The following is a 24,877-nucleotide window of genomic DNA, read 5'->3' as shown; positions in this document are numbered from 1 at the left end:
TCTTCAGCGTTTCATTATCGACATCAGAGTAAGACTCATGGGCGCGCCCATCATTATCGGCAACAGCTATGACCTCTGGGTCAGCAACAGCATGAAAGATACTTTTTGCGAGGTACTCACCGCTGTCGCGGCCTTGGAAGGCCATGATGTGAAGGCCTTATATGAGGAGGCACCAGGTGTGGCCGGCACCTATGGTGTTCCAGGCGTGGGTATCCTTCTCGACGAGTTCTTTCTCTATCTTGGTGGGGTTTCCGGGGTTCGACGCCACCTCGATGTTTGCCGAGTACGGCTAGACGAAGTCAGAGAATCTTGCGGACTGTCGCCAGTTGCTGCCGAACGCATGGCACACGTACTGGCATGGGCCGCATACCATATGGATGGCAACCCGATCCCTGTAGGCGGCTCTTTCTATGAGAGCTGGCCTCCTGACGAAGCTGAAACAAGGTAATACCCGCCTGCTTTCGGCCAAAACAGTCATTCAGGTATGCCGATAAAAACCCATAATCGACCGTAAGGAGATGGATGGAAATTTATTGCCTCAGCGAGCTTGCAAGAGCGAGCCAACCAGCGAGCCTTTGAGCTATCGAGTACTCGACACGCTAGCTTGTCTGGACGGGTTTTAAGGTCGTCAGAGATCTTGGGTTGCCATAATCGGATGCACGAGAATCGGCCACGCGAGTGATGAACTCACGTACCCATTTGAAGCCGGCGTGCCCATCCGACCGCTCATGCCAGAACAAGCCAATCGCAAAACCTTCCACCGGCAAGGGAGGGGCTACGCACAGCAGTTGCTCGCTGCGACCGTCTACAAGACGACTTGGAACCAGGGCCACACAATCGGACTGCGCGACCAACTCCGGTACTGGAAGAAATGACGACGCTGAATGAACGACGTTACGCCGCAGCCCGTGCGCTACCAAGGCGTGATCCACCGAGGTAGAGAAGCCTCCGCCGCGCAGTGACACCACGACATGTTCCAGCTGCGCGAACTCATCCACGGTCAGGCCCGCGCGCAGGCTTGGATGCCCACGACGCCCGATGAGCACGTAACTCTCATCATAGAGGTGTCGCGAGTGCAGTGCGGGCGGAACCCCATTCATGTTTATCACGGCCAGGTCCACCTCGCCGCGGGTCATCTGCAGCTCCAGCTGTGGTACGTCCAGGATGCGCAGTGCGATGCGAACACCCGGCGCTTCGCGTCGCATGGCGACAACGAGATGTTTGATCAAAACCGCCTGCACGTAATCCGTGCAGGCGATTGATACCGTCAGGCTCGCCGTCGCGGGCTCGAAATTCAGGTGAGTAGTGACGGTCGCCCTTACCTGGTCAAGTGCTTGGCGAAGCGGCACGAGCAGCTCCAAGGCTTTGACGGTGGGCGTCATTCCACGCTGCGCGGGGATCAGAAGAGGGTCGTTGAAGACGTCGCGCAGACGGCTCAACTGAGCGCTGACTGCTGGCTGGCTCAAATGCAGACGGGCGGCAGCCCGGGTCACGTTCTGCTCAATGAGAAGGGCCTCCAACGTCACAAGCAGATTTAGATCAAGGCGTCTGGTATCCATCGATCTTATGTTAGCAGCAAAATTTTGCGATTTCACAGATGGCCCGAGCCCCGCGACACTCCTTCGAAATCACAGCGGAGCCGTCCTTCATGTCGAAAAAAGTACTGATCATCTATGCCCATCCCGAGCCTTCGTCGCTAACGCGGCAACTGGTGGATGTGTCTGTTGAATGCTTGACTGCGCAAGGACACGAGGTCCTGCAATCCGATCTATACGCCATGGGCTGGAAAGCGATATTCGACGAGCACGACTTTCCTCAGCGGGCCAACCCTCAGCGGCTCTCGTTCGGAGCAGAGTCCGCCCACGCCTATCGTCATCGCAGCCAAAGCCCTGACGTGGCGGCGGAGCAAGACAAGGTTCTAGCGGCAGACGTAGTCATCTTCCAGTTTCCGCTCTGGTGGTACGGCATGCCTGCCATCATGAAGGGATGGATAGATCGCGTCTGGGCAGCCGGACTCGCCCACGGCTACAAGGACGCTGGCAACGCCTACCGCTATGGTGACGGCGCTTTCAAAGGCAAGCGGGCCATGTTGTCAGTCGCTGTCGGCGGCCCCGCAGAAGACTACTCGCTGCGCGGCATCAACGGACCACTCGAGCAATTGCTGTTTCCGATCACGCACGGCTCGCTCTACTTTCCTGGGTTCGATGTGCTGCCGACGTTCGCCATATACGGCACTGGCAACTTGACCGCCGCAGATGCCGTCGCAGCCAAAGAGGCTTGGCGCACCCGACTCGAGCATTTGTTCACAGATGCGCCAATACCTTTCCGGCCCCAAAACGGTGGGGACTACACTCCCCGCAATGAGCTTAAACCGCATGTGGCCGTGGGCCAGAGCGGCATAATGGCGCACGTCGCGTATGCTGAAACAACCCAGCGCAAGCAGCTGAAAACGGAGGAGGTGTCATGAAAACCTTCGTGATTCTGACTCGCCGTGCTGATGGAGCGGCAGAAGACTTCAAGCGGCTGGCGAAACCGGAGGTAGTGCACGTTTGGCAAGGATTCGCTGGCGGTATCGTGCGCGCAGTTCATGGGCTGGCCGATGGTCCCGGTGCCGCGTTTGAACTGGAGTCCGTCACCTTCGAAGAGGCGCGTGATTACATCGAGGCGCTGCCTTACGTCAAAGGGAATCTGCTACACGTGCAGTACTGCGCGCTCAAGCCCTTCTCTGATTACGAGAAACTCGTTTCCTCCTGATGAGCGATCAGCGCACATCAACTTCCGTTTGCAGGGCGCTGCATGCTGCAGCCAGATTTTACGCGCAGCATGCAGCATCAGGTCGGGACTCGTTTGATGCGAAGAGGGCTGGCACTGGCGGCTTCTGCCGTTTTCGGCCTGTTGCGAAGGCCTGTAATTGACTCATAGCTACGCTTTGACTCCCGCAGCCTGACTGATTGCAGGTCAAAATTTTACGGAGAATTTACGCAGTCTTTATTGAGGGCATCCGATACTGCGCCGCGCTAATTTGGAACGCTATCGTGATGTCCCTCGCAGCAATTCGGCTTATCGGCTTCATCTTGGGTATTTTTCTGATCACCCTGGCGGTAAGCATGGCTATACCCATGATGACGCTGGTGGTCTATGAGCATAGCGACGATCTGTCGGCCTTTCTCTGGTCGAGTCTGATTACCTTCATCTGTGGTCTGCTGTTGATCATGCGAGGGCGTCCGGAGACTGGCAATCTTCGGCCCAGGGACATGTACCTGCTGACTACCGCGAGCTGGGTTGTTGTGTGCGCCTTCGCAGCGTTACCCATGGTTTTCATCAGCGATATCAGCTACACCGATGCGTTCTTTGAAACGATGTCGGGCATCACAACCACTGGCTCGACGGTACTCACCGGTCTGGATAGCGCCTCTCCCGGCTTGTTGATCTGGCGTTCCATGCTGCACTGGCTAGGCGGCATCGGTTTTATCGGCATGGCTGTCGCGATTCTTCCGCTCTTGCGAGTCGGCGGCATGCGTCTTTTCCAGACAGAGTCCTCGGACTGGTCGGAGAAAGTGACACCACGTTCTCATGTCGCAGCCAAGTACATTCTTTTGCTCTATCTGGGCCTGACGGGTATCGGCACTTTGGCGCTCTGGCTCGCAGGAATGACCCCATTCGAAGCGATCAACCACGCAATGTCGTTGATCTCTACCGGCGGGTTCTCGACGTCGGATTCCTCCCTCGGGCATTGGGAGCAGCCAGCAATTCACTGGGTGGCGGTAGTCATCATGATCTTGGGCAGCCTGCCATTCACCTTGTACGTCGCTACATGTCGAGGCAATCGGCGTGCGCTGATCAGGGACCACCAGGTACGCGGGTTTATTGGATTCCTGCTCGTCACATCGTTGGCGGTAGGTACCTGGCTGTATTTGCACAGCGACTACGGATGGTGGGACGCGTTTCGTATCGTGGCGGTCAATGTGACCTCGGTCGTCACGACCACCGGAATTGCGGTTGGCGACTACACCTTGTGGGGCAGCTTCGCTGTGTTGCTGTTTTTCTATCTGACCTTCGTCGGTGGCTGCTCCGGCTCAACGGCAGGCGGGCTGAAAATCTTCCGTTTTCAGGTGGCCGCCGCGCTTCTGGTCAGCAGCTTGAAGCAGTTGATTCACCCTCGGGCCGTGATTCAGAAAAAATACAACGGCCATCCCATCGACGAGGAGATCGTCCGTTCGCTGCTGACCTTCTCGTTTTTTTTCACCATCACGATTGCCGCCATCGCTTTGGGCCTGGCACTGATCGGGCTTGATTGGATTACCGCCCTGAGCGGCGCCGCTACGGCGGTGTGTAACGTCGGCCCCGGCCTGGGCACAATCATCGGGCCGGCAGGTAATTTCTCGTCACTGCCCGATGCGGCCAAATGGCTGCTCACCGTTGGCATGCTGCTAGGCAGGTTGGAAATCCTGACGGTGTTGGTACTCGTAACCCCGGTTTTCTGGAGATATTGAGCCAGTCATTCGTTGGCAGAGACGCCGATCGTTACCTGTTTCGGTGAATAGCACAGCAGTCATGGTTTTACCGCGTGATGATCGTCAGTACGGGGAGCGTCCATCGGTTTCTTCTCCGGTACTGTAAAACTCACTGTCGTACTGGTGATGATCTGGTGCGTCGGGTCGGCCACTTCCAAGAGAACCTTGTGAGGACCGGGCGTTAGCCCGACCAGGATAATCGGGTCTTCACTGGTGTGCGCCCACGTACCTTTCCAGTCATCGACGGTCACGTGAAGGTGACCTAAGCGTGGTGATACCTCAGCAGCCACTTTGCCAAATACCGGCATGATCCTGGCGTGCTCTGTTCGAAACTGGATGATGACCACTCCACGGGCGAGCGGCTCGGCAAGCGGCGGGTAGGCAATGAGTCTCGGCGCACTCTCGGATGCCAATGGCAGTATCGCCGGTGGAGAATCGCTGTCTGCTGCCCCTTGTCCGAGCACGGATGTGCAAACGAAGACACCCAAAACCAGGGCCGATAGCTTTCCGGGAGCGAGGGACATGATCTGTTTCTCCGCGTGATTTCATTCAAGCGTAGATCAACCTGGGTATTGCCCGCGGCTCATTTGAAAATGGAATCATCCAACGTATCTCATCGATACTGACTGGCCGCTTCTGACCGATCTTCGTGTCACGGATCGCCAAATACCCAAAAGCGGCCACCCTTGTGTTTGTGTACTATCTCAATTCGCTAGCGCCAGTGAGCGCGGGTCTCGATACCCGCTTTGTCACCTTTATCTGATGACAGTCCAAGTCGACCTCTGCCGAATAAGCCCCGGGGGAAAACGGGACCACCCAATCAGAAGCTGCTTTCGAACCATAGCTGTCGCTAAACAGCAAATCTGCCAAAATGCTTTCTAACAGGCTTGTCCTGAATCCATCGCAAAACCGAACTCACGAGTACTTTGATCATATGGCCACAGGTCTTAGTGATGCCGAGCTTGATTACGTACTGGGGATGATTGAGAAAGCCCCTAACACCGAATTAAATGTTATGTGTGAGCACCTGCAGATCGACAGCCGCGATCTTCTCAATCAGTTGGCGATCTCAGTGGCAAGACTGTTTATCACCGGCGGCCGCGATTTTCACTACTGTGATGAGGTGATGAATATTGTCATCAGCGATATCGTCGATCTGTCCTTGGACGCAGAGATGCCCGAGCCGGCATTTTCGATCTATCAGGCATTTGATGCGGGCGAGTATTGGCACAGCGGCGATGACCGGGAGGTATTCCCTTGGGAGAGGTGGACCCGTCCTGAGCTTGAGAGAATTTTGCGTGAGGTCGGCGGCTAACAACCAAGTCGAAGGTGCCCGCGGTAACGCGGGCACCGTTTTCTGTGTGGGGAAAAACGCTGACCCGCCTGCTTACCAGTTGTAGCTCAGCTTGGCGGTAATCTCGCGGCCCGGGTTGTAGAAGTTCGCGGTGCCGGAGCCGACCACGTGCTGCTCGTCCAGCAGGTTGCTGACGTTCACCGCCAGGTCGGTGCCTTTGGCGATCTTGTAGTTGAAGGCGGCGTCGAACAGCGTGGTGCCATCGCTTTTGCCGGAGTTGGCTGCATCGAAGTAATAAGCGCCGACGTAGCGCGCACCCAGGCCCACGCTGACATCGGTGGCGGGTACGTCGTAGTAACTCCACAGCGAAGCTGAATGCTTGGGTGCCGTGGCGAATTCGTTACCCTTCAGCGAGCTGCCGTCGTACAACGAACCGCGCAGTACCTCGGACTCCATATAGGAATAACCACCGATCAGGCTCAGGTTTTGCGTCACCTGCGCCTTGGCCTCCAGGTCGAGGCCACGCGCCCGCGATTCGCCCACTGTCTGCTGCTCGATGATGCCGCTCGGCAGCACCACGGCGATGGTGACGTTTTCCTGGGTCAGGTCATACACGGCGGCGGAGAACAGTGCGTCCATCCCCATCGGCGCATACTTCACGCCCACTTCGTACTGCCTGCCTGTCTGCGGTGTCACGCCAACCTGCGGCGGCGAGACGGATTCGACCATGCTCACGTAGGTGGACACCTCATCGTTGACGATATAGGTCAACGCACCTCGGTAGGAGGTTTCGGAGAAGTTGTCTTTCTCGGTGGATTGCAAGCCTTTGCTGGTCAGGTCCATCGAGTCGTTGCGCACACCTCCGGTGACGATGAAACGCTCGTAGAACGACAGGTTCTGCTGAAGGAAGACGGCCTTGGTGGTCGCGTCTCGCTTGTTGACGGCATACGGCGCGATTGAGCGTGGAACGCCAGTAAACACAGGGTTGGCAATGTCGATCGGGGTCGTCAGGGCGTAGACCGAGCTTTCCTTGGTGGTCGAATCGAGATACTCCACACCCACCAGGCTACTGCTGTCGATGTTCTCGAAGCGGGCATCGTATTGCAGCATCAGATTGCCGTTGAACTGGTCAGCTTCGGTGTCGGTGCCAAACAGGTACCGATCAACGGTGGTACCGACACGCGCGGCGCTGTCGCTGAGGTACACGTAGCCGAAATCATCGGTCAACTTGCTGTAACGCAGATTGCTGCGCAGCACGAAACCGTTGTCGAAATCATGGGTGACGTTACCGCTGAGGCTGGTGCGCTCGACATCGTGGAAGTTGTAGCTGGGCTCGCCATAGAACTTGCTGCGGTCGTATTCCCGATCCAGTGGATAGCCGCCGCTGTTGGGCGAACTTTCGGTTTTCAGGTAATCCAGAATCATCGTGGCCGATGTGTAATCCGTCGGTGCCCAAGTCAGGCCACCCATAAACAACTGGTTGTCGTCCTGCGAATGATCGTACTCGCGATCGCTGTTCTGGCCTTTGGCAGTAAAACGGCCGGCCAGGGTTTTCTCGTCGTTCAGCGCATCGCCGACATCGATGCCGGTCTCGACATGGTCAAACGAACCGTAGGTCACATAGCCTTGGCCAAACTTCTCGAAGCGCGGCTGTTTGGTCACGAAATTTACCGAACCGCCCGGGTCCGCAGGGCCAAACAGGGTGGAGTTGGCGCCACGCAGAATCTCGATGCGCTCATAGGCGAACGGATCTTCGCGTACCCCGCGCATCGAGCTGAGGGTCAAGCCGTCACGGTAGGTGGTGGCCTGGAAGCCGCGGATCTGGAAATAGTCGTTGCGATCATCCGTACCATAAAAGTCGCTGACCACGCCCGGCGTGTATTGCAGCGCTTCTTCCGTGGTGCTGACGCTGCGTTGCTGCATTTCCTTGTTGGTCACCACCGACACCGATGCCGGTGTATTGAGAATGCTGGTGGCCACCTTGCCGCCCACCCAGAGCTCCTTGGCAACCACCGAGTTGGCGTCGTCGTCGGCACTGACCCGGACCTTGGCATTGATGATGAGCGGGGCGAGGCGGTAGTCCTCGACAGCCGTTGCGTCGAGCTCCAGCGGGCCGGCGGTTTTTGCTTGAGGGGTCAGCAGGTAAGCATTTGGGCCTTGCTGTTCGATCTGCAATTCGCTGCCCTGGAGCAGGGATGACAGCGCTGCCGATGTATCGAGCGTGCCATTCACGCCAGCCGTGGTGCGGTTCGCCACACTCGAGGCGTCGAAGGAAAGGCTGATGCCAGCCTCGCGCGCAAAGCGGTCAAGCGCTGGCGCCAGTGGCCCGGGGGCGATATTCCACTGTTTGACTTGATTGCTGTGATCAGCGCCCGAGGTTTGCGCCAGCGATGGTAATGCGTAGCTGCTCACGATCAAACCCAGGATCGCACCGTGCATGGCACGACTTAATGGATGGCGCTTTGAAACCGGGGACGAACTCATTTTCTCGCTCCAAGAAAGGACATCGGCAGACTGGCCTGTATTCCGGCCTTCCTTAGAGGTCGAACGAGAATGAGAAACCACCTCATTATTTTTCAGGTGGCAGAAAAATATTCAGGTGGACTCAGGTCGCAGCGCTCACGGTGACCCAGTAACGGGTTCGGTAATCAATGTGCAGGCGCAGTGACTGCGCGATCAATGCCAGGACCCGATCGTTGTCGGCGAGCTGGAAAGTGCCGGAAACGCGTCGATCAGCGACCTCTTCGGCGCAGCGCAGGACTCCTGGGCGATAACGCGACAACTCTGCGATGAAGTCACCAAGGCGCATATGGTTCGCACTGATCACACCGTCACCCCAAGCCCATAGATCGAGGCCGTTGTCCCTGAACGTTCGGGCGTCACTTGAGGTGAACAGCAGTTGGTTTCCTGCCAGGACGTTGCGGCTTGCAGACGCTTGGCCGGAACCGGGGAAAACCGTGACTGATCCTTCCTGAGCTGCGACCAGAGTGCCGTCGTCACGCTCGCGGACCAGAAAGCGCGAGCTGTGGGCTCGCATGATCCCGTCGCGTGATTGCACCCACAACGGTCGCGCTTGCGGCGAGTGTTGATCCGCACCGACATTCACGATGATTTCACCACGGCGCAGGATGATCAGGCGCCGCTGGGCGTCGAAATCGCTGTCGACGGCGCTATCGCTATTGAGCTGGATAAGGCTGCCATCATCGAGTTGGAAACGTCGTTGCTCGCCGGTCCTGCTGCGCTGCTGTGCAAGCATGGAGGGCAGGGGGGTGTAGTCGCGGCCGAGCCAGGCTGCCGTGCCGACGGTCGCCAATACGCCCAGTAGCTTCAGGCTTTCCCGCCGGCGCATTCCCTGCCGGGCGCCCTTAAGGGTTTGTCGAGCCAGCTGAGCTGGCACGCCTTCGAATTCATCGCCAAGCGTTTCCACACGCTGCCACGCCAATCCATGCTCCGGGCGCTGCTGCAGCCAGTGCTCGAACGTGCGCTGTGTCTGTTCATCGGCTTGATTGAAGCGAAGGCGCACCAGCCATTGGATCGCCTGCTCGACAATGGCCGGATCCAGCGCCTCGGGCTCAGGCCTCGACATAACGCAAGCGATAGCAGTGTTGCAGGGCCGTGGCCAGGTCGCGCTCTACCGTCGCGCGGGAGACTCCGAGCTTTTCGGCGATTTGCGCGCAGGTCAGACCGTCGAGTCGGGCAAATAAAAACGCCTGGCGTACTCTTGGTTTAAGCGAGTCGAGCAGACGGTCTATGCGCTCGAGCGCATCGAGAATCATCAGCCGGCTTTCTTCCGATGGAACCTCGTGTTGAGGCAGCAAGGTGATGCTTTCCAGGTAGGCACGTTCGAGTTCGCGACGACGATACTGATCAATCATCAGACCGCGGGCAATGCTGCTCAAATAGGCGCGTGGCTCGCGCAGTGCGCCGGACTGATGACGGTGTTTGAGCACACGCACAAAGGTGTCCTGCGCCAGATCTGCGGCGTTGTCGCGACAGCCGATGCGCCGAATCAGCCAGCCCTGTAGCCACGAGAAGTGGGTGCGATAGAGCAGCCCTGGATCTGCAGTACCTAGTGTTTCGTCGCTACGCATCGGCATCCCGGGATATACATGATTGATAATGAATCGCATTCTACTCAGGCGTTGGGCCATCAGGCAAATACGTCGCGCGTAGTGTCTGTTTCGGGCGAAATGACGCCCCGGGTTTCTCGGGAAAAAGTGCCAGCTATCAGATGCTGATGCGCCGATCTTCCTGATCGATAGCTGGGCTTCGAAAATGAGTTTGTATGCTTGGACTGATCTGAGGGATATGCACGGAAAAGGGGTGTCCGATATTACTTGAAGACGGCAGTTTGTTCGTGATGGATCGAACAGGCGTCCGTTGAACACGGTTCATGAATAACCGCACCACGGTTTGCGGCTTTTTCTTTAGCGCCAACGATTTCAGGATGTAGGCAACTACAACAAGGAGTCACCTCATGTTTGCCGGATTCCTCAAAGACCAGCGTCATGTCAACGGTGTGGACATTGCCTATCGCATTGGCGGGAGCGGGCCGGGCCTGCTGTTGCTGCACGGTCACCCTCAGACCCATGTCATTTGGCACAAGGTCGCCGAACAACTGGCCGAGCATTTCACGGTGATTGCCGCCGACCTGCGCGGTTATGGTGATAGCGGTAAGCCTCTAGCCATCGACAACCACACCAACTACTCCAAACGCGAAATGGCCAAGGACGGTGTCGAGCTGATGAATTCCTTGGGCTTCGAACGCTTCTCTCTGCTGGCCCACGACCGTGGCGCCCGCGTTGCCCATCGCCTGGCGTTGGATCATCCCGCTGCAGTGCAACGCATGGTGCTGCTCGACATCGCGCCGACCTTGTCGATGTACGCCCAAACCAACGAAGCGTTTGCCCGCGCGTACTGGCACTGGTTTTTCCTGATCCGCCCGGCACCATTGCCGGAAACCCTGATCGAAGCCGACCCGGGAGCCTATCTGCGCAGTGTGATGGGCAGTCGTAGTGCGGGGCTCAAACCGTTTACTCAAGAAGCTTTCGGCGAATACCTGCGCTGCCTGAAACTTCCGGGCGCCGCCCGGGGTATCTGCGAGGACTACCGCGCCAGCGCCAGCATAGATCTTGAGCATGACCGTGCCGACATCCAATCCGGTCGTCACCTGAGTCTTCCATTGCTGGTTTTATGGGGCGCCGAAGGCACGGTCGGTCGTTGCTTCGAACCGCTCAAGGAATGGCAACAGGTCGCCACAGATGTTCGTGGCAAGGCGTTGCCCGCCGGTCATTACCTTGCTGAAGAAGTCCCAGAGGTATTGCTCGCCGAGGCAATGGCTTTCCTGCGTTGACACCCGCCTTTCACTGATATGAACCAGCCTTGCGCCGCAGGACATCATTGGCCTGCGCGCAATAGTCATGCCCGAAACACGCCTGGAGATAATAACAATGACAATCAGAAAACTGCTGGGAACGCTCTATGTGCAGGTCGTCATAGCAATCGCCATGGGCATCGTGGTCGGCCATTACTGGCCCCAGATTGGCGTCGACTTCAAGCCATTGGGTGACGGATTCATCAAGCTGATCAAGATGATTATCGGCCCGATCATCTTCTGCACGGTGGTCTCGGGAATCACGAGTATGCACGACGTGAAGCAAGTCGGGCGGGTGGGCGGCAAGGCATTGCTGTATTTCGAAATCGTTTCGAGCGTTGCTCTGGTCATTGGATTGATGGCGGCCCATCTGTTGCACCCGGGGGCGGGCTTCAACATCGACGTCAAGACGCTCGACTCTTCGGCGATTGCCGGTTTTGTCGGCCAGGCGGAGCACGGCGAAGGCATTACCGGTTTTTTGCTGCACGTGATTCCATCGACGTTTTTTGATGCGTTCTCCAAGGGTGAGATTCTGCCCGTGCTGTTTGTTTCGGTGCTGTTCGGCGTTGCGCTGGTGATGGTGGGTGAAAAGGGCCGCCCACTGGTAAGCGTGATCAACCAGGCCAGCGAAGTATTCTTCCGCATTGTTGGCATCATCAGCCGCGTGGCACCTGTCGGAGCGTTTGGCGCGATTGCATTTACCATCGGAAAATACGGCCTCGGCTCGCTGCTGCCGCTGCTGAAATTGATCGGAACCTTTTATCTCACGGCTTTCATTTTCATTTCTTGCGTACTCGGCAGCATTGCCCACTACGCCGGCTTCAATATTTTCAAACTGTTGGCGTACATCAAGGCCGAACTGCTCATTGTGCTTGGCACCAGCTCTTCAGAATCGGCGCTGCCGCAGCTGATTCAAAAACTTGAAAGCCTTGGTGCGTCCAAAGGTGTAGTGGGGATCGTTGTTCCGACCGGCTACACCTTCAACCTGGACGGGACCAATATCTACATGACCCTGGCTGTGTTGTTCCTGGCTCAGGCGACCAACATCGATTTGAGTCTTGAGCAACAACTGACTTTGCTGGCGGTGGCCATGCTCACCTCCAAGGGTGCGGGCGCAGTGGTCGGTGCGGGTTTCGTCGCGCTGGCCGCGAGCCTGGCGGTAGTGCCTACCGTACCTGTGGCGGCGATGGTGTTGATCCTCGGGGTCGACCGTTTTATGGCGGAATGCCGATCCCTGACCAATATCATCGGGAATGCCGTCGCAGCCCTTGTAGTGGCGGCTTGGGAGGGTGAACTGGATCGCAGCCAGATGGCACCGATCGCCCTCAAGCGCGGCCGTCGTTCACGAGCAGCCGCAGCGGCTGCCAAGCTTTCCCCCGAATAGGCCGCCCCCGGCACAGACTCCATTCTGTTGGCTCATGGCGCCAGTACCCCACAAATGAATGTCCTACAAAAGCACTTACGATTATTCACGCATCGTGCACAACGCCTTCACCTTATCGCTATTGATAGAGAATCAGCGGCAAAAATAAGCTGTTGACATACCGCACCCATATTCATGCTTAGACCGGAAAAGAGCCCATTCAATGAATAAGCCAAGAACGCTCTACCAGAAACACATCGACAGCCACACTGTTTGTGTTCTCGATGATCAGGGCCATGTCCTTTTATACATTGACCGCCAAGTTGCTAATGAATACACAAGTCCACAGGCTTTTAGCGGTATGCGTGAAGCAGGTCGCCAGGTCTGGCGCCCGAGCGCGACTTTGGCGGTGGTAGACCACGTTAACCCGACTGCTCCAATTCGTATTTCCACAATGCCGGATGCAGGTGGCGCACAGCAGGTCTCTTACTTCGAAGAAAACTGCCGAGACTTCGGAATTGAACTGTTCGATATTCTCGATAAACGTCAGGGTATTGAGCACGTCGTAGCGCCCGAGCAAGGCTTCATACTGCCGGGCATGATCGTCGCAGCCGGTGACAGTCATACCACGACCTATGGTGCATTGGGCGCGTTTGGTTTCGGCATCGGCACCTCCGAAATAGAACACTTGCTGGCATCACAGACACTGGTCTACAAGCGCTTGAAGACCATGCGTGTAACGGTGAACGGTTCACTCGCAACCGGCGTCACCTCCAAGGACATCATCATGGCTCTGATCGAAAAGATCGGAGCTTCGGGCGCCACAGGTTACGCAATTGAGTTCGCGGGGCCGACGATCAATAACCTCAGCGTTGAAGCCAGGATGACCATCTGCAACATGGCTGTAGAAGCTGGTGCGAGAGGCGCCTTCATGGCACCGGACGAAAAAGTCTTTGCCTACCTGCAATCCAGGCCTCGCGCACCTCAAGGCGAGATGTGGGAGCAGGCAGTCGCGAAATGGAGAGGACTGCATAGCGACGAAGGTGCTCTGTTTGATTGTGAAGTCACTCTCGATGTTGGTGCGCTGGAACCCATGGTCACCTGGGGGACGAGCCCTGATCAGGCGGCGCCGGTTGGAAGTCGTGTACCAGATCCCGCCAGTCAGACAGACCTCATATTGCGTCAGGGCATGCAACGAGCCTTGGACTACATGGGCCTGGTACCCGGAATGCCGCTCAGCGACGTGATGATCAGCCATGCGTTCATTGGTTCCTGCACCAATGCCAGGATTGAAGACTTGCGTGATGTTGCACGAGTGGTGCGCGGTAAACGAGTCGCTGCCCATGTGCGAGCAATGATCGTCCCGGGATCGACCTTGGTGCGTAGCCAGGCGGAAGAGGAGGGGCTCTCGCAGATTTTCCTGGATGCGGGTTTTGAGTGGCGGCAATCAGGCTGCTCGATGTGCCTGGCCATGAATGATGACGTGCTCGCACCCGGTGACCGGTGTGCATCCAGTACCAATCGCAATTTTGAAGGCCGTCAGGGCGCCGGTGCGCGCACCCATCTGATGAGCCCGGCGATGGTCGCTGCGGCGGCGATTACCGGGCATTTGACTGACGTTCGATCTTTCGCTCTGGAGGCGTGAACATGCAACCTTTCACCACGGTAATCGGCAGTGCAGCACCGTTTTTGGCTTCCAACATCGACACCGACGTCATCATGCCCAAGCAGTTTCTCAAGGGGATCGATCGCAAGGGGCTGGACCAAGGCCTGTTCTTCGATCTGCGATTCCTTGAGTCCGGCGAACCCAATCCAGAGTTCATTCTCAATCAGCCCGCCTGGAACGATGCCGCTTTTCTGGTGGTCGGGCCAAACTTTGGTTGTGGATCAAGCCGCGAGCATGCCGTCTGGGGCTTGAAGCAAGTCGGTATCAGAGCACTCATTGGCACAAGCTTCGCTGGTATTTTTTATGACAACTGCCAGCGAAATGGCGTGCTGGCCATCCAGGTGTCCGAAGCGCAGCTGAAACAAATTGCAGGCGTTATCAGCAACGCAGCAACAGCGAAGATCAACGTGAATCTGCCAGAGCAAACGATCGAATTAGCTGACGGTGCAGTTATTCACTTTGAGATTGATCAATTGCGTAAGCAGTCGCTGTTACTCGGCCTGGATGCCATTGGCACCACGCTTCAGCGTACCGAACAGATTCGCAGCTTTGAAACTCGGTATCTGTCGGAGCATCCCTGGTTGTGAACCAGATGAAAATACCGTGGACGGTAGATTGCATGCTGAGATCTACCGCCAGGGCATCACTCAACCGATAGATGGCGAAAATACTCTTCGAGAAACTCGACACAAACCCTCAATTTTGCCGACTCGCTAAGTCTGGTGGGGTACACAGCCCATACGTTCGCACTTTGAGTGTATTCGTGAAGGACTTGCACCAGTCGTCCTTGTTCCAGCATCGGTTTAACGTCCCACATCGACCGCAACAAGATCCCTCCACCGCTCAATGCCCACTCCAGAACAATCTCACCGTTGTTGGAGGACAAAGGGCCGCTTACGCGCACCGACTCTTCGTGTCCGTCCTTTGTCAGGTTCCAAACGCCGAATGCGTTATTTCGCTCTTTCAGTACCAAGCAATCATGGGCGGTCAGGTCATCTAATGAGTGAGGCATGCCTCGCCGCTCCAGATACTCCGTAGTTGCACACAGCACTCGTCGATTGCTCACAAGTTTTCGGCCCAGGTGCTGACCAGGCAGGTCATCCCCGACACGTATCTCAAGGTCAAACCCTTCGCCGACGATATCGACTACACGGTCAAACACGTCCAGTCGGATATCGAGTTTCGGGTAGGTCTGCGATAGTTTGCAAATCGCTGGTGCTACGTGGTTACGTCCAAAACCGAAGCTGCTGCAAATATGCAGCGACCCTGTAGGTTGATGCCGCGCTTCGGATATTTCACCAAGAAATTCCTGGAGGTCTCCCAGCAGTTTTTCTGCCCATTGCCGGGCTCGTTCGCCGTCGTCGGTCAGCGCAATACGTCTTGTTGTGCGGTGCAGCAGCTTTGTGGCTAGAGTCGACTCAAGTACGGAAATGCGTTTGCTTATGTAGGCAGGTGAATAACCCAACTCTTCAGCGGCATTCGCGAAGCCGTTTTTTCGGATAACAGTCAGGAAGACCTTTAAATCTTCCGGCAACGGAAACTGCTCACGATTCGTGTTCATATACGGAATAAAGCCGCCATTTACCTGTAGTGCGGGAATAATAACAGCGATTCAGGTTATCAGCGTTCTATGGCTCTGAGTCTCTATAAGACGCTTTTGGCCGAGTGCGCTCTAAAGAGATTACAAGGAACTAGGCAGCCACAAACTCGATCACCGTCTTGCCCTTGCCGCGGCCTTCGGCGACTTGGCGAAATGCCTCGTTGACGTCTTGCGGCGCAAAGTGCTGTTGATCCACGCGGATTGTCAGTTGACCCGCATTGGCCAGCGCAGCGGCCTCGCGCAGGATAGCGCCGTGGTGTTCGCGTCCTTTGCCGGTGAGCAGTGGCGCCAAGGTGAAGACGCCCGAGTAGGTGGCACTTTTGAACGATAACGGTGCCAGGCTGTGCTGGCCCCAACCCAGGCAGCTCAGCACGTGCCCGGTATAGGCTTTCACGGCTTTGAATGATGCATCCAGCGTGCTGCCGCCGACGGTGTCGTAGACAATGTCGAACCCTTCGCCGGCGGTGTAGTGCTCGACATAATCCTCAACGCTCTGAGCCTGATAGTCGATCGCCGTGGCCCCCAGCGAGCGTATGAAGTCGAGACTGCCCGCCGAACCGGTGGCGTAGACATCGGCACCACGAGCCTTGGCCAGTTGCACAGCCACTTGGCCGACCCCGCCCGCGCCCCCATGAATCAGGACACGCTGACCGGAGCGGACATTGGCGTGATCGACCAGACCTTCCCACGCGGTGATGAATACCAAAGGCAATGCAGCCGCCTCACGCATGCTGAGGGTGTGTGGCTTGACCGCGATCAGGCGCGCATCCACGGCAATGTACTCGGCCATGGTGCCTTGGGCACCGCCGATCCCGCCGGGCATGCCGAAGACTTCCTGGCCCGGGATGAACCCGTCGACCGCTTCGCCCGTTTCGACCACCGTACCGGCAAGATCAAGGCCGAGCACGGCCGGCAGCGTTTGGCGGGCGTGAGCGCCTGCGCCGGCGGCAATTTTGGTATCGAGCGGATTGACCCCTGCGGCGTGAACCCTGACCAGTACTTGCCCCTTACCGGGAACAGGGCGATCGATGTGACGGATGGCGAGAGGGGATTGAGCGGACTCGGCGATGGCGGCAAGCATGGAATGTTTCATGACGGGAACCTGTGTTGGGATGGACGCTTACAGATTGCCGCGCTTTAATCATTCCGATAAGAAACCCAATTTGCATATGACTTATTCCCCAAAGAGAACCAATCGTCGATGGATCTGTTCGACAGCATGCATGTCTTTGTCCGCGTCGTGGAGCGCGGGTCTTTCTCGGCGGTCGCCCGTGAACTGAACATGGGGCAGCCAGCAGTGAGCAAGCAAGTGCGCGCGCTGGAGCAGTATCTGGGTGGGCCACTGTTCGCACGCAGCACTCGGCACCTGGCCCTGACCGACCAAGGTCAACGCTTCTACGACCACTGCCAGGAAATTCTCGGCCACGTCGAAACTGCTACACGGAGCTTTACCAGTGGCCAGGAGCAGATTGCCGGCCCTTTACGAGTCGCCGCGCCGGTCAGTTATGGAAGGTTATGCATTGCGCCGCTCATAGGGACTTTCCTGCAACGCCATCCTGATGTGCGGATTGACCTGCGGCTGAGTGACCACAATGAAGACCTGCTCAAGGAAAACATCGATCTGGCGATCCGCATTGGCGTAGTGAAGAGCGAGGGATTGGTGGCACTGCCACTGGGCAATAGCCCACGGCGTGTCTATGCGGCGCCCGGTTATCTGGATCTACACGGCGTGCCACGTGAGCCCAGCGAACTGTCAGGACACAACTGCATCGGCTTCACGTTGCTGGAGCATTACGACCGTTGGCACTTTACGCACCTCGGCCAGGCGTTCGATGTAGGTATCCAGGGCAATGTCACCAGCAACAGCAGCGAGGCCATCCGCGAAATGGTGCTCTCCGGCCTGGGTATTTCCCTCTCACCGCAATGGCTGTTCACAGCTGACGTCGAGCAGGGCAGGGTGAGTACCGTACTCGACAACTATCAGACCAGCGCGCTGCCTGTCAGCGCCGTACTCAGCCGCGAGCGACGACGTTCAGCGCGGACAATGGCGTTCATCGATTTTCTACGCGAGCAATTGTTGTAGCAGCGCCTTGTGATACGCCGTCCGCTGCTTTCTTCTCCGGGACCCTGAAACTGTCTGATTACAGTCCCAAGTCGATTACTGGCGTATTTTTCCATCTACCAGACATTTGATGCGGCCGAGTATTGGCACGGCAGCACGTGCCGGGGAGATCAGCTCATGAGCGTACGCCTGCGGCCTGCTGCAACCGCCGCACCGCGTCCCGGGCCTGGGCGCCGAGTTCGGCCAGGTCGAAGTCAGGCAACTGGTCGTCGTGTACGGTCAACCGGCCACCGACCAGCAAGGCGCGCAACGTCGGGCGTCCTCCGCCCACCACCGGCCCGATCGCCGGGTCATGCAGGCCGAAGTATCGCGGCTGGTCCAGGCGATAGATCGCCAGGTCGGCCGCCATGCCCACTTGCACGCTGCCCACGGCGTCCAGCCCCAGCACCCGAGCCCCGCCAGACGTACCCCAGCGCACCACGTCTTCCACCGTGGCCGCGCTGGCACCGCCTTCCTCGTCACCGCCGGCATAACGCGGGCGGGCCCGTTCGCCAAGTCTGGCCCGTTGCATCAGCCAGGCGGCGTGGGTTTCGCTGATCATGTCGCAGGCCTCGTTGGAGGCGGCGCCATCCACGCCAATCGACACCGGCATTCCCGCAGCCTCCATGCCCACCACATCGGCAATGCCACTGCCCAGGCGGCCATTGCTTTGCGGGCAATGGGCAATGCCCGTACCGCTGGCCCCGAGCATGCGGATTTCCTCGGCGTCGAGTTTCACCAAATGCGCGAACCACACGTCCGGGCCGAGCCACTCGTGCTCGGCACAGAACGCCACTGGCGACATGCCGTGGCGTTGCTGCACCTCATTCTGATATTCGACGGTTTCGCTCAGATGGCTGTGCAGGCGAATGCCCAGTCGCCGGGCGACCCGGGCGGTTTCGCGCAGGTGTTCGGCAGGCATGGAGTAGGGAGGGCTGGTGGGCGCCATCACCACCCGCCGCCAGGCATCGGCGGTCGGGTCGTGGTAGCGCCGCACCAGACGCTCGACGTCGTCCAGGTATTGCTCCAGGGTCTCTGGCCCGGCCACGGACTTGCCTTCGGCTTGCCGTGCTTGCGTGGCGCCGCCACGGCAGAGGACAAACCGCAGCCCCAGCCGTTCGGCTTCCTCGAACAGCACCTCGGCACTGTCAAAGTCCATGCCCGGCAAGTACAGGTAATGATGGTCTGCGACGGTGGCGCAGCCGGATCGTGCCAATTCGACCAGGCCAATGCGCGCGGCGAGGCGAAAGCTTTGCTCGTCAAACGCGCCGCGATAGCGATAGGGCACGGCACCCAGCCAGGCTCCCAGGCTCTGGTCGATACCTGCGGGAATGCCTTTGAGCAGCGACTGAAACAGGTGATGGTGGGTATTGACCCACGCCGGGTAGACCACACAGTCGGTGGCATCCAGCACTCGCTCGCCGGGCTGGGGCTGCAGGGCGCCGATGGCGCTGATGCGGCCGTCGACGATACGGATATCAGGCCCGGCGTGGCGCGCCGCCGCACCGGACAAGCCGGTGAGGATGGCGCTGGCGTTACGTACCAGCCAGCTATTTTGAATCTTCATGTGAGGCTCCATACGCCGCATCTGCGGCGGATTCAAAGGGTCAGCCGAGTTCGCTTTCGTGCCAGTTGCGCAGGCTCAATCGGGCCAGCACGGCCATCAGGCTGAATAACGCGACACCGGTCAAGGCGATCAGCAGCAGAGCAGCGAACAGCCTTGGAATATTCAGTTGAAAGCCGGCCTGGAGGATCTGATACGCCAGCCCTGCACCGGTGCCCCCGGTGCCGGCGACGAACTCCGCCACCACCGCGCCGATCAACGCCAGCCCGCTGGCAATGCGCAGCCCGGCAAAAAAACACGGCAGGGCACTGGGAATGCGCAGGCGCAACAGCACCTGCCAGCGGCTGGCGCGGTTCAGGCGGAACAGATTGAGCAGGCCGGGGTTGACGCTGCGCAAGCCGAGTACGGTGTTGGCGATGATCGGGAAAATCGCCACCAGGGTCGCGCAAATAATCAACGCCAGCGTGGTGTTGCTGCACCAGATGATGATCAGCGGTGCCACGGCCACCACCGGCGTCACCTGCAACAGGATGGCGTAGGGAAACAGGCTGGCTTCCAGCACGCGGCTCTGCACAAACACAAACGCCGCCAGGGTGCCGATAAGCACCGCCAGGGCAAACGAGAAAAAAGTGATCTTCAAGGTCATCCACAATGCACCGAACAGCATCGGGCCATCGCTGATCAGCGTACGGCCGATATCGACCGGGGAGGGCACCAGATACACCGGCACCTTCCAGGCCACACATGCCAATTGCCACAGACCCAGCAATAACGCGCCGAGCAGCAGCGGCGAGACGATGCGCAACACCGTGGGGTGACGTAACCAGGGAGTAAAGGACGAGTTCATGATGATCGGGCTCTCAGTGAAGTCAGCAAGAATCGCCATTGGCCTCGGCCAGCAGCCGGGACAGGCGTGCGCACTGCGCGATAAAGGCCGGGGAGGTGCGGTAGGCCTCGTCTCGTTCCAACGGGCCGTCGATTTCGATGTCGGCGATTACTCGGCCCGGGCGCGCACCCATCACCACCACCCGCGATGACAGGTAGACGGCCTCGAAAATGCTGTGGGTGACGAACACCACGGTCAGGTCGCGGCTAGCCCACAGCTGACGCAGGTCGCTGTCGAGCTTGTTGCGGGTGAACTCATCCAGGGCGCCGAAGGGCTCGTCCATCAGCAGCAGATTGGGCTCGGTGGCCAAGGCCCGGGCGATGGACGCGCGCATTTGCATGCCGCCGGACAGTTCCCGCGGGTACACCTGGCTGAAGCGGTCCAAGCCGACAAGGGCAAGGGCGGCGTCGACCTTTGGCTGGCTCTGGGTTTTGGGCACATTGGCCAGATCCAGCGGCAGGCGCACGTTGTCGCTGACCTTGGCCCAAGGCATCAGGGTCGCCTCCTGGAACACCATCGCCAGGCTTTGCCCTTGGGTCGGGCTGGCCGGGCTGTCCTTGCCCCACCAGCGCACGTGGCCGGCGGAGGGCTTTTCGAGGCCGGCGAACATTTTCAGCAGGGTGCTCTTGCCGCAGCCCGAAGGGCCGAGCAATGAAACGAACTCGCCGCGCTGAATGGCCAGCTTCACCCGGCTCAAGGCCTGGGTGCCGTTGCTGTAGGTTTTTTCCACCTGATTGGCGAACAGCGGTGTTTGCACGCCGACGCTGTCGCCCCGTGGCAACGCCTGTGGCAGGGCGTTGGCCCCAGTTATGGTTTGCATCAACATAGCGCTCTCCCCTTGGGTCATGAGCGTCCGGTAAAGCCCCGGCACACCGGGGCGCTGACTTCAATGGCTGAGGAACACTTCACTTTCACCGTGGGCTTCGAGCAGGCCCAGCAGTTGCCGGCGAATCACCAGGCCAGGCTTGTCCGACGGCATGTGCAGTTCCACTCGCCGGCGAGTATCGACACAGGCGTCGTAATCGGTGGCTTCGAGGATGTCGCGGTCTTCGGCGGTGATCGCTGCGTCCCATTCGATCAGTTCCTGGGTCGAGCATTGCTCTTCGCTGTCATTGCGGTACAGCCACTGGACCAGCATCAGGCGCCCGTCTTCCATGGGTGTCGCACAGTTGTAGATGATGTGGTGGATGCCGCTGTCCGGGTACATGCAGCCAAAGCGCCGGGAGAACGGCAGGTAATAGCGGTTGATCAGGTGGCGCTGGGTGATCGGCTCGCGGGTGCCGGTGATGCGATAGCTCTCCTCAGGATTGCGGATCGGCACCCGAGTCTCCGCCTCGAAGCCGTAGTCGGTTTCGCGAAACTCGTAGCCCGCCGGCGCGGGCTGGTCGAAAAGGCCGAAATTGGCTTTGTGGACGAAGGAAAAATGCGAGTTGTCAAAGGAGTTTTCCATGACCCGCAGCGGGCTGGTTTTCCACTCTTCATAAAACTGGAAGATGCGCCGGTAGCCCGGGGCGCCATCCTCGGGAAACTCAGGGATTGGTTGCAGAGGATCGTCGAGGGCGACCCAGGCGTAGCCGTATTTTTCCTGGCAGTGAAAGGCCTGGACCGAGGCGCCCGGCGGAATCATGCCAGCGGGGTTTTGCGGGATCTTCACGCAGGTGCCGGTGCAGTCGTATTCCCAGCCGTGATAGCCGCAGGCGATGTTGCCGTCCTCGCTGACAAAGCCTTTCGAGAGCTTGGCGGTGCGGTGGCAGCAACGGTCGCGCATGGCCACCGGGGTGCCGTCGGGACGCTTCCACAGCACCAGCGCCTCACCCAGTAAAGTGAAGGGCTGCGGGCCGGCATCCAGCGCGGTCATGGGCAGCAGGGCATACCAGAAACGGCGCAATACAGGTTGTTTGGTGACCAACATAACAAGTGTCCTCACGGTATTCGTTCAGCCGGCTCTTGGGCTCGGGCTCTGGGTTCAGCAGTCTTGCAATCAGGCTCAGCGGCTGGCGGACTGTTCGGCGCCAGGCAGTACCTTCAAGTCCTTGACGAAGCGCGTGGTGTAGGCCTTCTGCCAAGGCGCATCGGCACCGAGCAGGCCGGCTTCGACCATGAAATTGCGCGTGGCCTGCCAGCGCGCATCGCTCATCACGCCGATGCCTTGGGTGGCGGCATCACCGCCGGTGACCAGGCGGTATTGCTTGAGCGTCGACAAGCCCCAGGCGAGCAATTCATCGCTCATGTTCGGGTTGTCGGCCTTGATCAGGTGGTTGGCGCTCGGGTTGTCGAGGTAGCGCTTCCAGCCCTCCATCGAGGCGCGAACAAAGCGCTGGACTCGCTCAGGATGCTGATCGATCACATCCTGGCGAGTGGCCAGGGTCGAGCCGTAGGGCGGGTAACCGGCGTCGGCAAACAGGAAGAAGTTGGCTTTCTCCCCGGCCTTCAACGCCTGGAACAACTCGGAGCTGGCATAGGCCTGCTGCGTGGTGTTGGCGTTCGCGAGGAAGGGTTGCAGATTGAAGGTGTAGGGGCGGGCCTGGCTGTCCTTGAGCTGGTATTTTTCCTTGAGCCACGGCCACCACGTTTGCTGGCCGGAGGTGGACACCAGCACCTGTTTGTTCTGCAAAGCATCCAGGCCGCTCACATCGGCATGGGTCAGCAGCCCCTGAGGATCACCTTGAAAGGGCGCGGCCACGGCCACCACCGGCAGGCCTTGCTCCACACTTTTGAGAATCTGCAAGTCGTAGTTGACGATGAAATCGGCCTGCTTGTTGAGCAGCAGCTGCATGCCATTGACCTGCGGCCCACCCATGCGGATGGTCACGTCCAGGCCTTCTTTTTCATACAGTCCATCCGCCAGGGCCTGGTAGAAACCGCCCTGTTCAGCTTGGGCATACCAGGAAGTGAGCAGCACGACCTTGTCATTGGCCAAAGCCAGTGGAGACGCGATCAGGGCGGCGGGCACAAGCGCCGTGGCCAGTAGCGAGCGAAGCGGTTGACCCAAGGCAAAGCGAATTTTCATGATGTGTTCTCCACAACGATTCGAAAACCGCCGCGCGCCAATCGGCACGCCAGCGAGGGACCGATTGGAGAGAACAAGGGAAGGAGAGAGGGCGTATATGCGTAGTTACACGGCTGACACTTCTCTCTTGCCCGGGGCGCTGGCGCCGCGTTCAAGCATCCAATCGGACGTACGCCCACAGGGAGGGGCGCAAGAGCAATGCCCGGTGCCATTGCTGGCACTGACCGCTTCTACTCGAAAGCAGTCATAGCCAAAAGTGTGCCAAGCCGTCGCAGGCCCGCCCTCACGGGATCCGGCGGGCGAGGCAATCAGCAGGAGGTGGGCAGGCGATTCGCAACGGTGCGAATTCAAGTGGGCGCGCCTCAATCTGGTGCGCAACCGATAGCTGAAAAGTATTCAGTTTACCCATCGATTGTGCTGAATGAGGGTTGAAGATTGTATTCGCTCAGTTGGCACAACCCCTGCTTAGTCCTCAATCGAGTAGAAGCGGTCAGCACAGAGGGCTCTCAACAGAACCCGAGGTGCAGGGCATTGCTCTGGCGGCATTACGCCGCGCACCCGGCAAGGGTCGCCCCTCGTTAAGTTGAGGGCCAGAGCAGCTGCTTGATCCGCAGCTCGGGCATGCCTTGCCGGTGATATCCGCCAATCACCTGACAAGGGCAGCCCATGAACGCATCGCGTATTCCATTACTTGCACCTTCACTGCTGCGTCGCAGCCTGCCGCCGCTGTTAGCTCTGGCCAGCGCCGGCGCCGAAGCTGGCCCTCTGTTGTGGAACGACAACAGCTTGAGCTACCTCTACGGCCAGCATTTCAAAGTCGACGGCACTGGCGACGATACTCAGCACACGCTGAGCTTCGAACACGCCAGCGGCTGGACGTGGGGCGATATCTTCATGTTCGTCGACAACAAATGGTCCAGTGGACTCTCGGGTGCCGACGGCCATTCCTACTACGGTGAATTCTCCCCACGGCTGTCGCTGGGCAAAATCAGTGACCGCTCCCTGAGCTATGGCATCGTCAAGGACGTACTCATCGCCGCCACCTACGAGCGCGGTGAAAACCGCAATCGCAAATATCTGTTGGGCCCCGCTGTCGACCTCGTGCTTCCAGGCTTCGATCGCTTTTCCCTGAATACCTACTACCGCAAACCCGACGGCATCACCGGTAAGGCCTCAGGTCAATGGCAGATCAACCCGACCTGGTCCATGACCCTCCCGGTGGGTCGCTCCGACATTCTTTTCGACGGCTATCTGGAGTGGTACGTCAACGACGTCGGCAACAAAGGCACCTCCAACTATGTGGCGAGGAGCTTTCACTTCAACCCACAAGTCAAATACGACGTGGGCAAGGCGCTGGGGCAACAGCAAAAACGTTTTTATGCGGGACTTGAATGGGATTACTGGTCGAATAAATACGGGATTGAAGACACGAGCGGATTCCCTACCGACCAGAATGCGCTGAGTCTCTTGCTCAAGGTGCATTTCTGACGTGAAAGAGCGAGCTG

Annotated in this window: 23 protein-coding genes; 11 read left to right on the top strand and 12 right to left on the bottom strand. The window is 58.5% G+C overall.

Going from position 1 to position 24,877, the window contains the following annotated elements; genetic code table 11:
* Positions 1-37 precede the first annotated feature (37 nt).
* On the top strand, positions 38-448 hold the full coding sequence (locus tag ACYSTU_RS18860) for a hypothetical protein (RefSeq protein ID WP_499000823.1): 411 nt from the start codon (positions 38-40) through the stop codon (positions 446-448).
* A 151-nt stretch (positions 449-599) separates the two neighbouring features.
* Here ACYSTU_RS18860 and ACYSTU_RS18855 read toward each other — a convergent pair whose 3' ends face one another.
* A complete protein-coding gene (locus ACYSTU_RS18855) occupies positions 600-1,559 on the bottom strand; it encodes a LysR family transcriptional regulator (RefSeq protein ID WP_499000821.1) in 960 nt (319 codons plus the stop codon).
* 89 nt (positions 1,560-1,648) lie between these two features.
* On the opposite strand from ACYSTU_RS18855, the gene ACYSTU_RS18850 reads away from it, so the two are divergent.
* The 3 genes from ACYSTU_RS18850 to ACYSTU_RS18840 all read left to right on the top strand — a co-directional run bounded on the left by ACYSTU_RS18850 (position 1,649) and on the right by ACYSTU_RS18840 (position 4,493).
* Complete coding sequence (locus ACYSTU_RS18850) at positions 1,649-2,467, top strand: NAD(P)H-dependent oxidoreductase (RefSeq protein ID WP_499000819.1); 819 nt, start codon at positions 1,649-1,651, stop codon at positions 2,465-2,467.
* Positions 2,464-2,754, top strand: a complete 291-nt coding sequence (locus ACYSTU_RS18845) for a hypothetical protein (protein ID WP_122706234.1) — start codon at positions 2,464-2,466, stop codon at positions 2,752-2,754. Before ACYSTU_RS18850 ends, ACYSTU_RS18845 begins: the two co-directional genes overlap by 4 nt.
* A 284-nt stretch (positions 2,755-3,038) precedes the next feature.
* Entirely contained in the window at positions 3,039-4,493 is a 1,455-nt protein-coding gene (locus tag ACYSTU_RS18840) for a TrkH family potassium uptake protein (protein WP_110645319.1), read from the top strand.
* A 59-nt stretch (positions 4,494-4,552) separates the two neighbouring features.
* Here ACYSTU_RS18840 and ACYSTU_RS18835 read toward each other — a convergent pair whose 3' ends face one another.
* The gene (locus ACYSTU_RS18835; protein ID WP_499000817.1) at positions 4,553-5,038 is read right to left on the bottom strand and encodes a DUF6130 family protein; all 486 of its coding nucleotides are present in this window, start codon (positions 5,036-5,038) and stop codon (positions 4,553-4,555) included.
* Between the two features lie 410 nt (positions 5,039-5,448).
* Between ACYSTU_RS18835 and ACYSTU_RS18830 the strand changes: the two genes are divergently transcribed.
* A complete protein-coding gene (locus ACYSTU_RS18830) occupies positions 5,449-5,829 on the top strand; it encodes a hypothetical protein (RefSeq protein WP_336341526.1) in 381 nt (126 codons plus the stop codon).
* Between the two features lie 72 nt (positions 5,830-5,901).
* Here ACYSTU_RS18830 and ACYSTU_RS18825 read toward each other — a convergent pair whose 3' ends face one another.
* The 3 genes from ACYSTU_RS18825 to ACYSTU_RS18815 form a co-directional block, all read right to left on the bottom strand.
* Complete coding sequence (locus tag ACYSTU_RS18825; protein ID WP_499000815.1) at positions 5,902-8,292, bottom strand: TonB-dependent siderophore receptor; 2,391 nt, start codon at positions 8,290-8,292, stop codon at positions 5,902-5,904.
* Positions 8,293-8,413: 121 nt separating this feature from the next.
* On the bottom strand, positions 8,414-9,394 hold the full coding sequence (locus ACYSTU_RS18820) for a DUF4880 domain-containing protein (protein ID WP_499000813.1): 981 nt from the start codon (positions 9,392-9,394) through the stop codon (positions 8,414-8,416).
* Positions 9,381-9,899, bottom strand: a complete 519-nt coding sequence (locus tag ACYSTU_RS18815) for a sigma-70 family RNA polymerase sigma factor (RefSeq protein ID WP_051600722.1) — start codon at positions 9,897-9,899, stop codon at positions 9,381-9,383. The genes ACYSTU_RS18820 and ACYSTU_RS18815 overlap by 14 nt, the downstream gene beginning before the upstream one ends.
* 386 nt (positions 9,900-10,285) lie before the next feature.
* On the opposite strand from ACYSTU_RS18815, the gene ACYSTU_RS18810 reads away from it, so the two are divergent.
* The 4 genes from ACYSTU_RS18810 (at position 10,286) to leuD (ending at position 14,798) form a co-directional block, all read left to right on the top strand.
* Positions 10,286-11,161 (top strand): alpha/beta fold hydrolase, encoded by an 876-nt coding sequence (locus tag ACYSTU_RS18810; protein WP_499000810.1) that lies wholly within the window; start codon positions 10,286-10,288, stop codon positions 11,159-11,161.
* 97 nt (positions 11,162-11,258) lie between these two features.
* Positions 11,259-12,566, top strand: coding sequence for a C4-dicarboxylate transporter DctA (gene dctA, locus ACYSTU_RS18805; protein ID WP_499000807.1), 1,308 nt, complete (start codon positions 11,259-11,261; stop codon positions 12,564-12,566).
* 202 nt (positions 12,567-12,768) lie between these two features.
* Entirely contained in the window at positions 12,769-14,190 is a 1,422-nt protein-coding gene (leuC, locus tag ACYSTU_RS18800) for a 3-isopropylmalate dehydratase large subunit (protein WP_499000804.1), read from the top strand.
* Between the two features lie 2 nt (positions 14,191-14,192).
* Entirely contained in the window at positions 14,193-14,798 is a 606-nt protein-coding gene (gene leuD, locus ACYSTU_RS18795) for a 3-isopropylmalate dehydratase small subunit (RefSeq protein WP_499000801.1), read from the top strand.
* Between the two features lie 56 nt (positions 14,799-14,854).
* Here leuD and ACYSTU_RS18790 read toward each other — a convergent pair whose 3' ends face one another.
* Together ACYSTU_RS18790 and ACYSTU_RS18785 are read right to left on the bottom strand one after the other, a co-directional pair.
* Positions 14,855-15,772, bottom strand: a complete 918-nt coding sequence (locus tag ACYSTU_RS18790; protein ID WP_133337689.1) for a LysR substrate-binding domain-containing protein — start codon at positions 15,770-15,772, stop codon at positions 14,855-14,857.
* 130 nt (positions 15,773-15,902) lie between these two features.
* Complete coding sequence (locus ACYSTU_RS18785; protein WP_499000797.1) at positions 15,903-16,904, bottom strand: zinc-dependent alcohol dehydrogenase family protein; 1,002 nt, start codon at positions 16,902-16,904, stop codon at positions 15,903-15,905.
* A 108-nt stretch (positions 16,905-17,012) separates the two neighbouring features.
* Here ACYSTU_RS18785 and ACYSTU_RS18780 point away from each other — a divergent pair, with 108 nt between their 5' ends.
* Positions 17,013-17,894 (top strand): LysR family transcriptional regulator, encoded by an 882-nt coding sequence (locus tag ACYSTU_RS18780; RefSeq protein WP_336352639.1) that lies wholly within the window; start codon positions 17,013-17,015, stop codon positions 17,892-17,894.
* A gap of 154 nt (positions 17,895-18,048) precedes the next feature.
* Here the strand turns inward: ACYSTU_RS18780 and ACYSTU_RS18775 are convergent, their stop codons facing one another.
* From ACYSTU_RS18775 to ACYSTU_RS18755, 5 genes are all read right to left on the bottom strand, one after another.
* On the bottom strand, positions 18,049-19,479 hold the full coding sequence (locus tag ACYSTU_RS18775) for an amidohydrolase family protein (protein WP_499000794.1): 1,431 nt from the start codon (positions 19,477-19,479) through the stop codon (positions 18,049-18,051).
* Between the two features lie 40 nt (positions 19,480-19,519).
* Entirely contained in the window at positions 19,520-20,323 is an 804-nt protein-coding gene (locus ACYSTU_RS18770) for an ABC transporter permease (protein ID WP_499000792.1), read from the bottom strand.
* 22 nt (positions 20,324-20,345) lie between these two features.
* Positions 20,346-21,188 (bottom strand): ABC transporter ATP-binding protein, encoded by an 843-nt coding sequence (locus ACYSTU_RS18765; RefSeq protein ID WP_125927054.1) that lies wholly within the window; start codon positions 21,186-21,188, stop codon positions 20,346-20,348.
* A 60-nt stretch (positions 21,189-21,248) separates the two neighbouring features.
* The gene (locus ACYSTU_RS18760; RefSeq protein ID WP_217878113.1) at positions 21,249-22,274 is read right to left on the bottom strand and encodes an aromatic ring-hydroxylating dioxygenase subunit alpha; all 1,026 of its coding nucleotides are present in this window, start codon (positions 22,272-22,274) and stop codon (positions 21,249-21,251) included.
* A 75-nt stretch (positions 22,275-22,349) separates the two neighbouring features.
* Entirely contained in the window at positions 22,350-23,372 is a 1,023-nt protein-coding gene (locus tag ACYSTU_RS18755; protein ID WP_264365239.1) for an ABC transporter substrate-binding protein, read from the bottom strand.
* Between the two features lie 666 nt (positions 23,373-24,038).
* Here ACYSTU_RS18755 and ACYSTU_RS18750 point away from each other — a divergent pair.
* The gene (locus ACYSTU_RS18750) at positions 24,039-24,860 is read left to right on the top strand and encodes an outer membrane protein OmpK (RefSeq protein WP_016774745.1); all 822 of its coding nucleotides are present in this window, start codon (positions 24,039-24,041) and stop codon (positions 24,858-24,860) included.
* Positions 24,861-24,877 lie beyond the last annotated feature (17 nt).

Source organism: Pseudomonas glycinis (genome assembly GCF_054871425.1).
The sequence above is the reverse complement of the archived record's forward strand: the minus strand, read 5'-3'. Positions and strand labels throughout refer to the sequence as shown.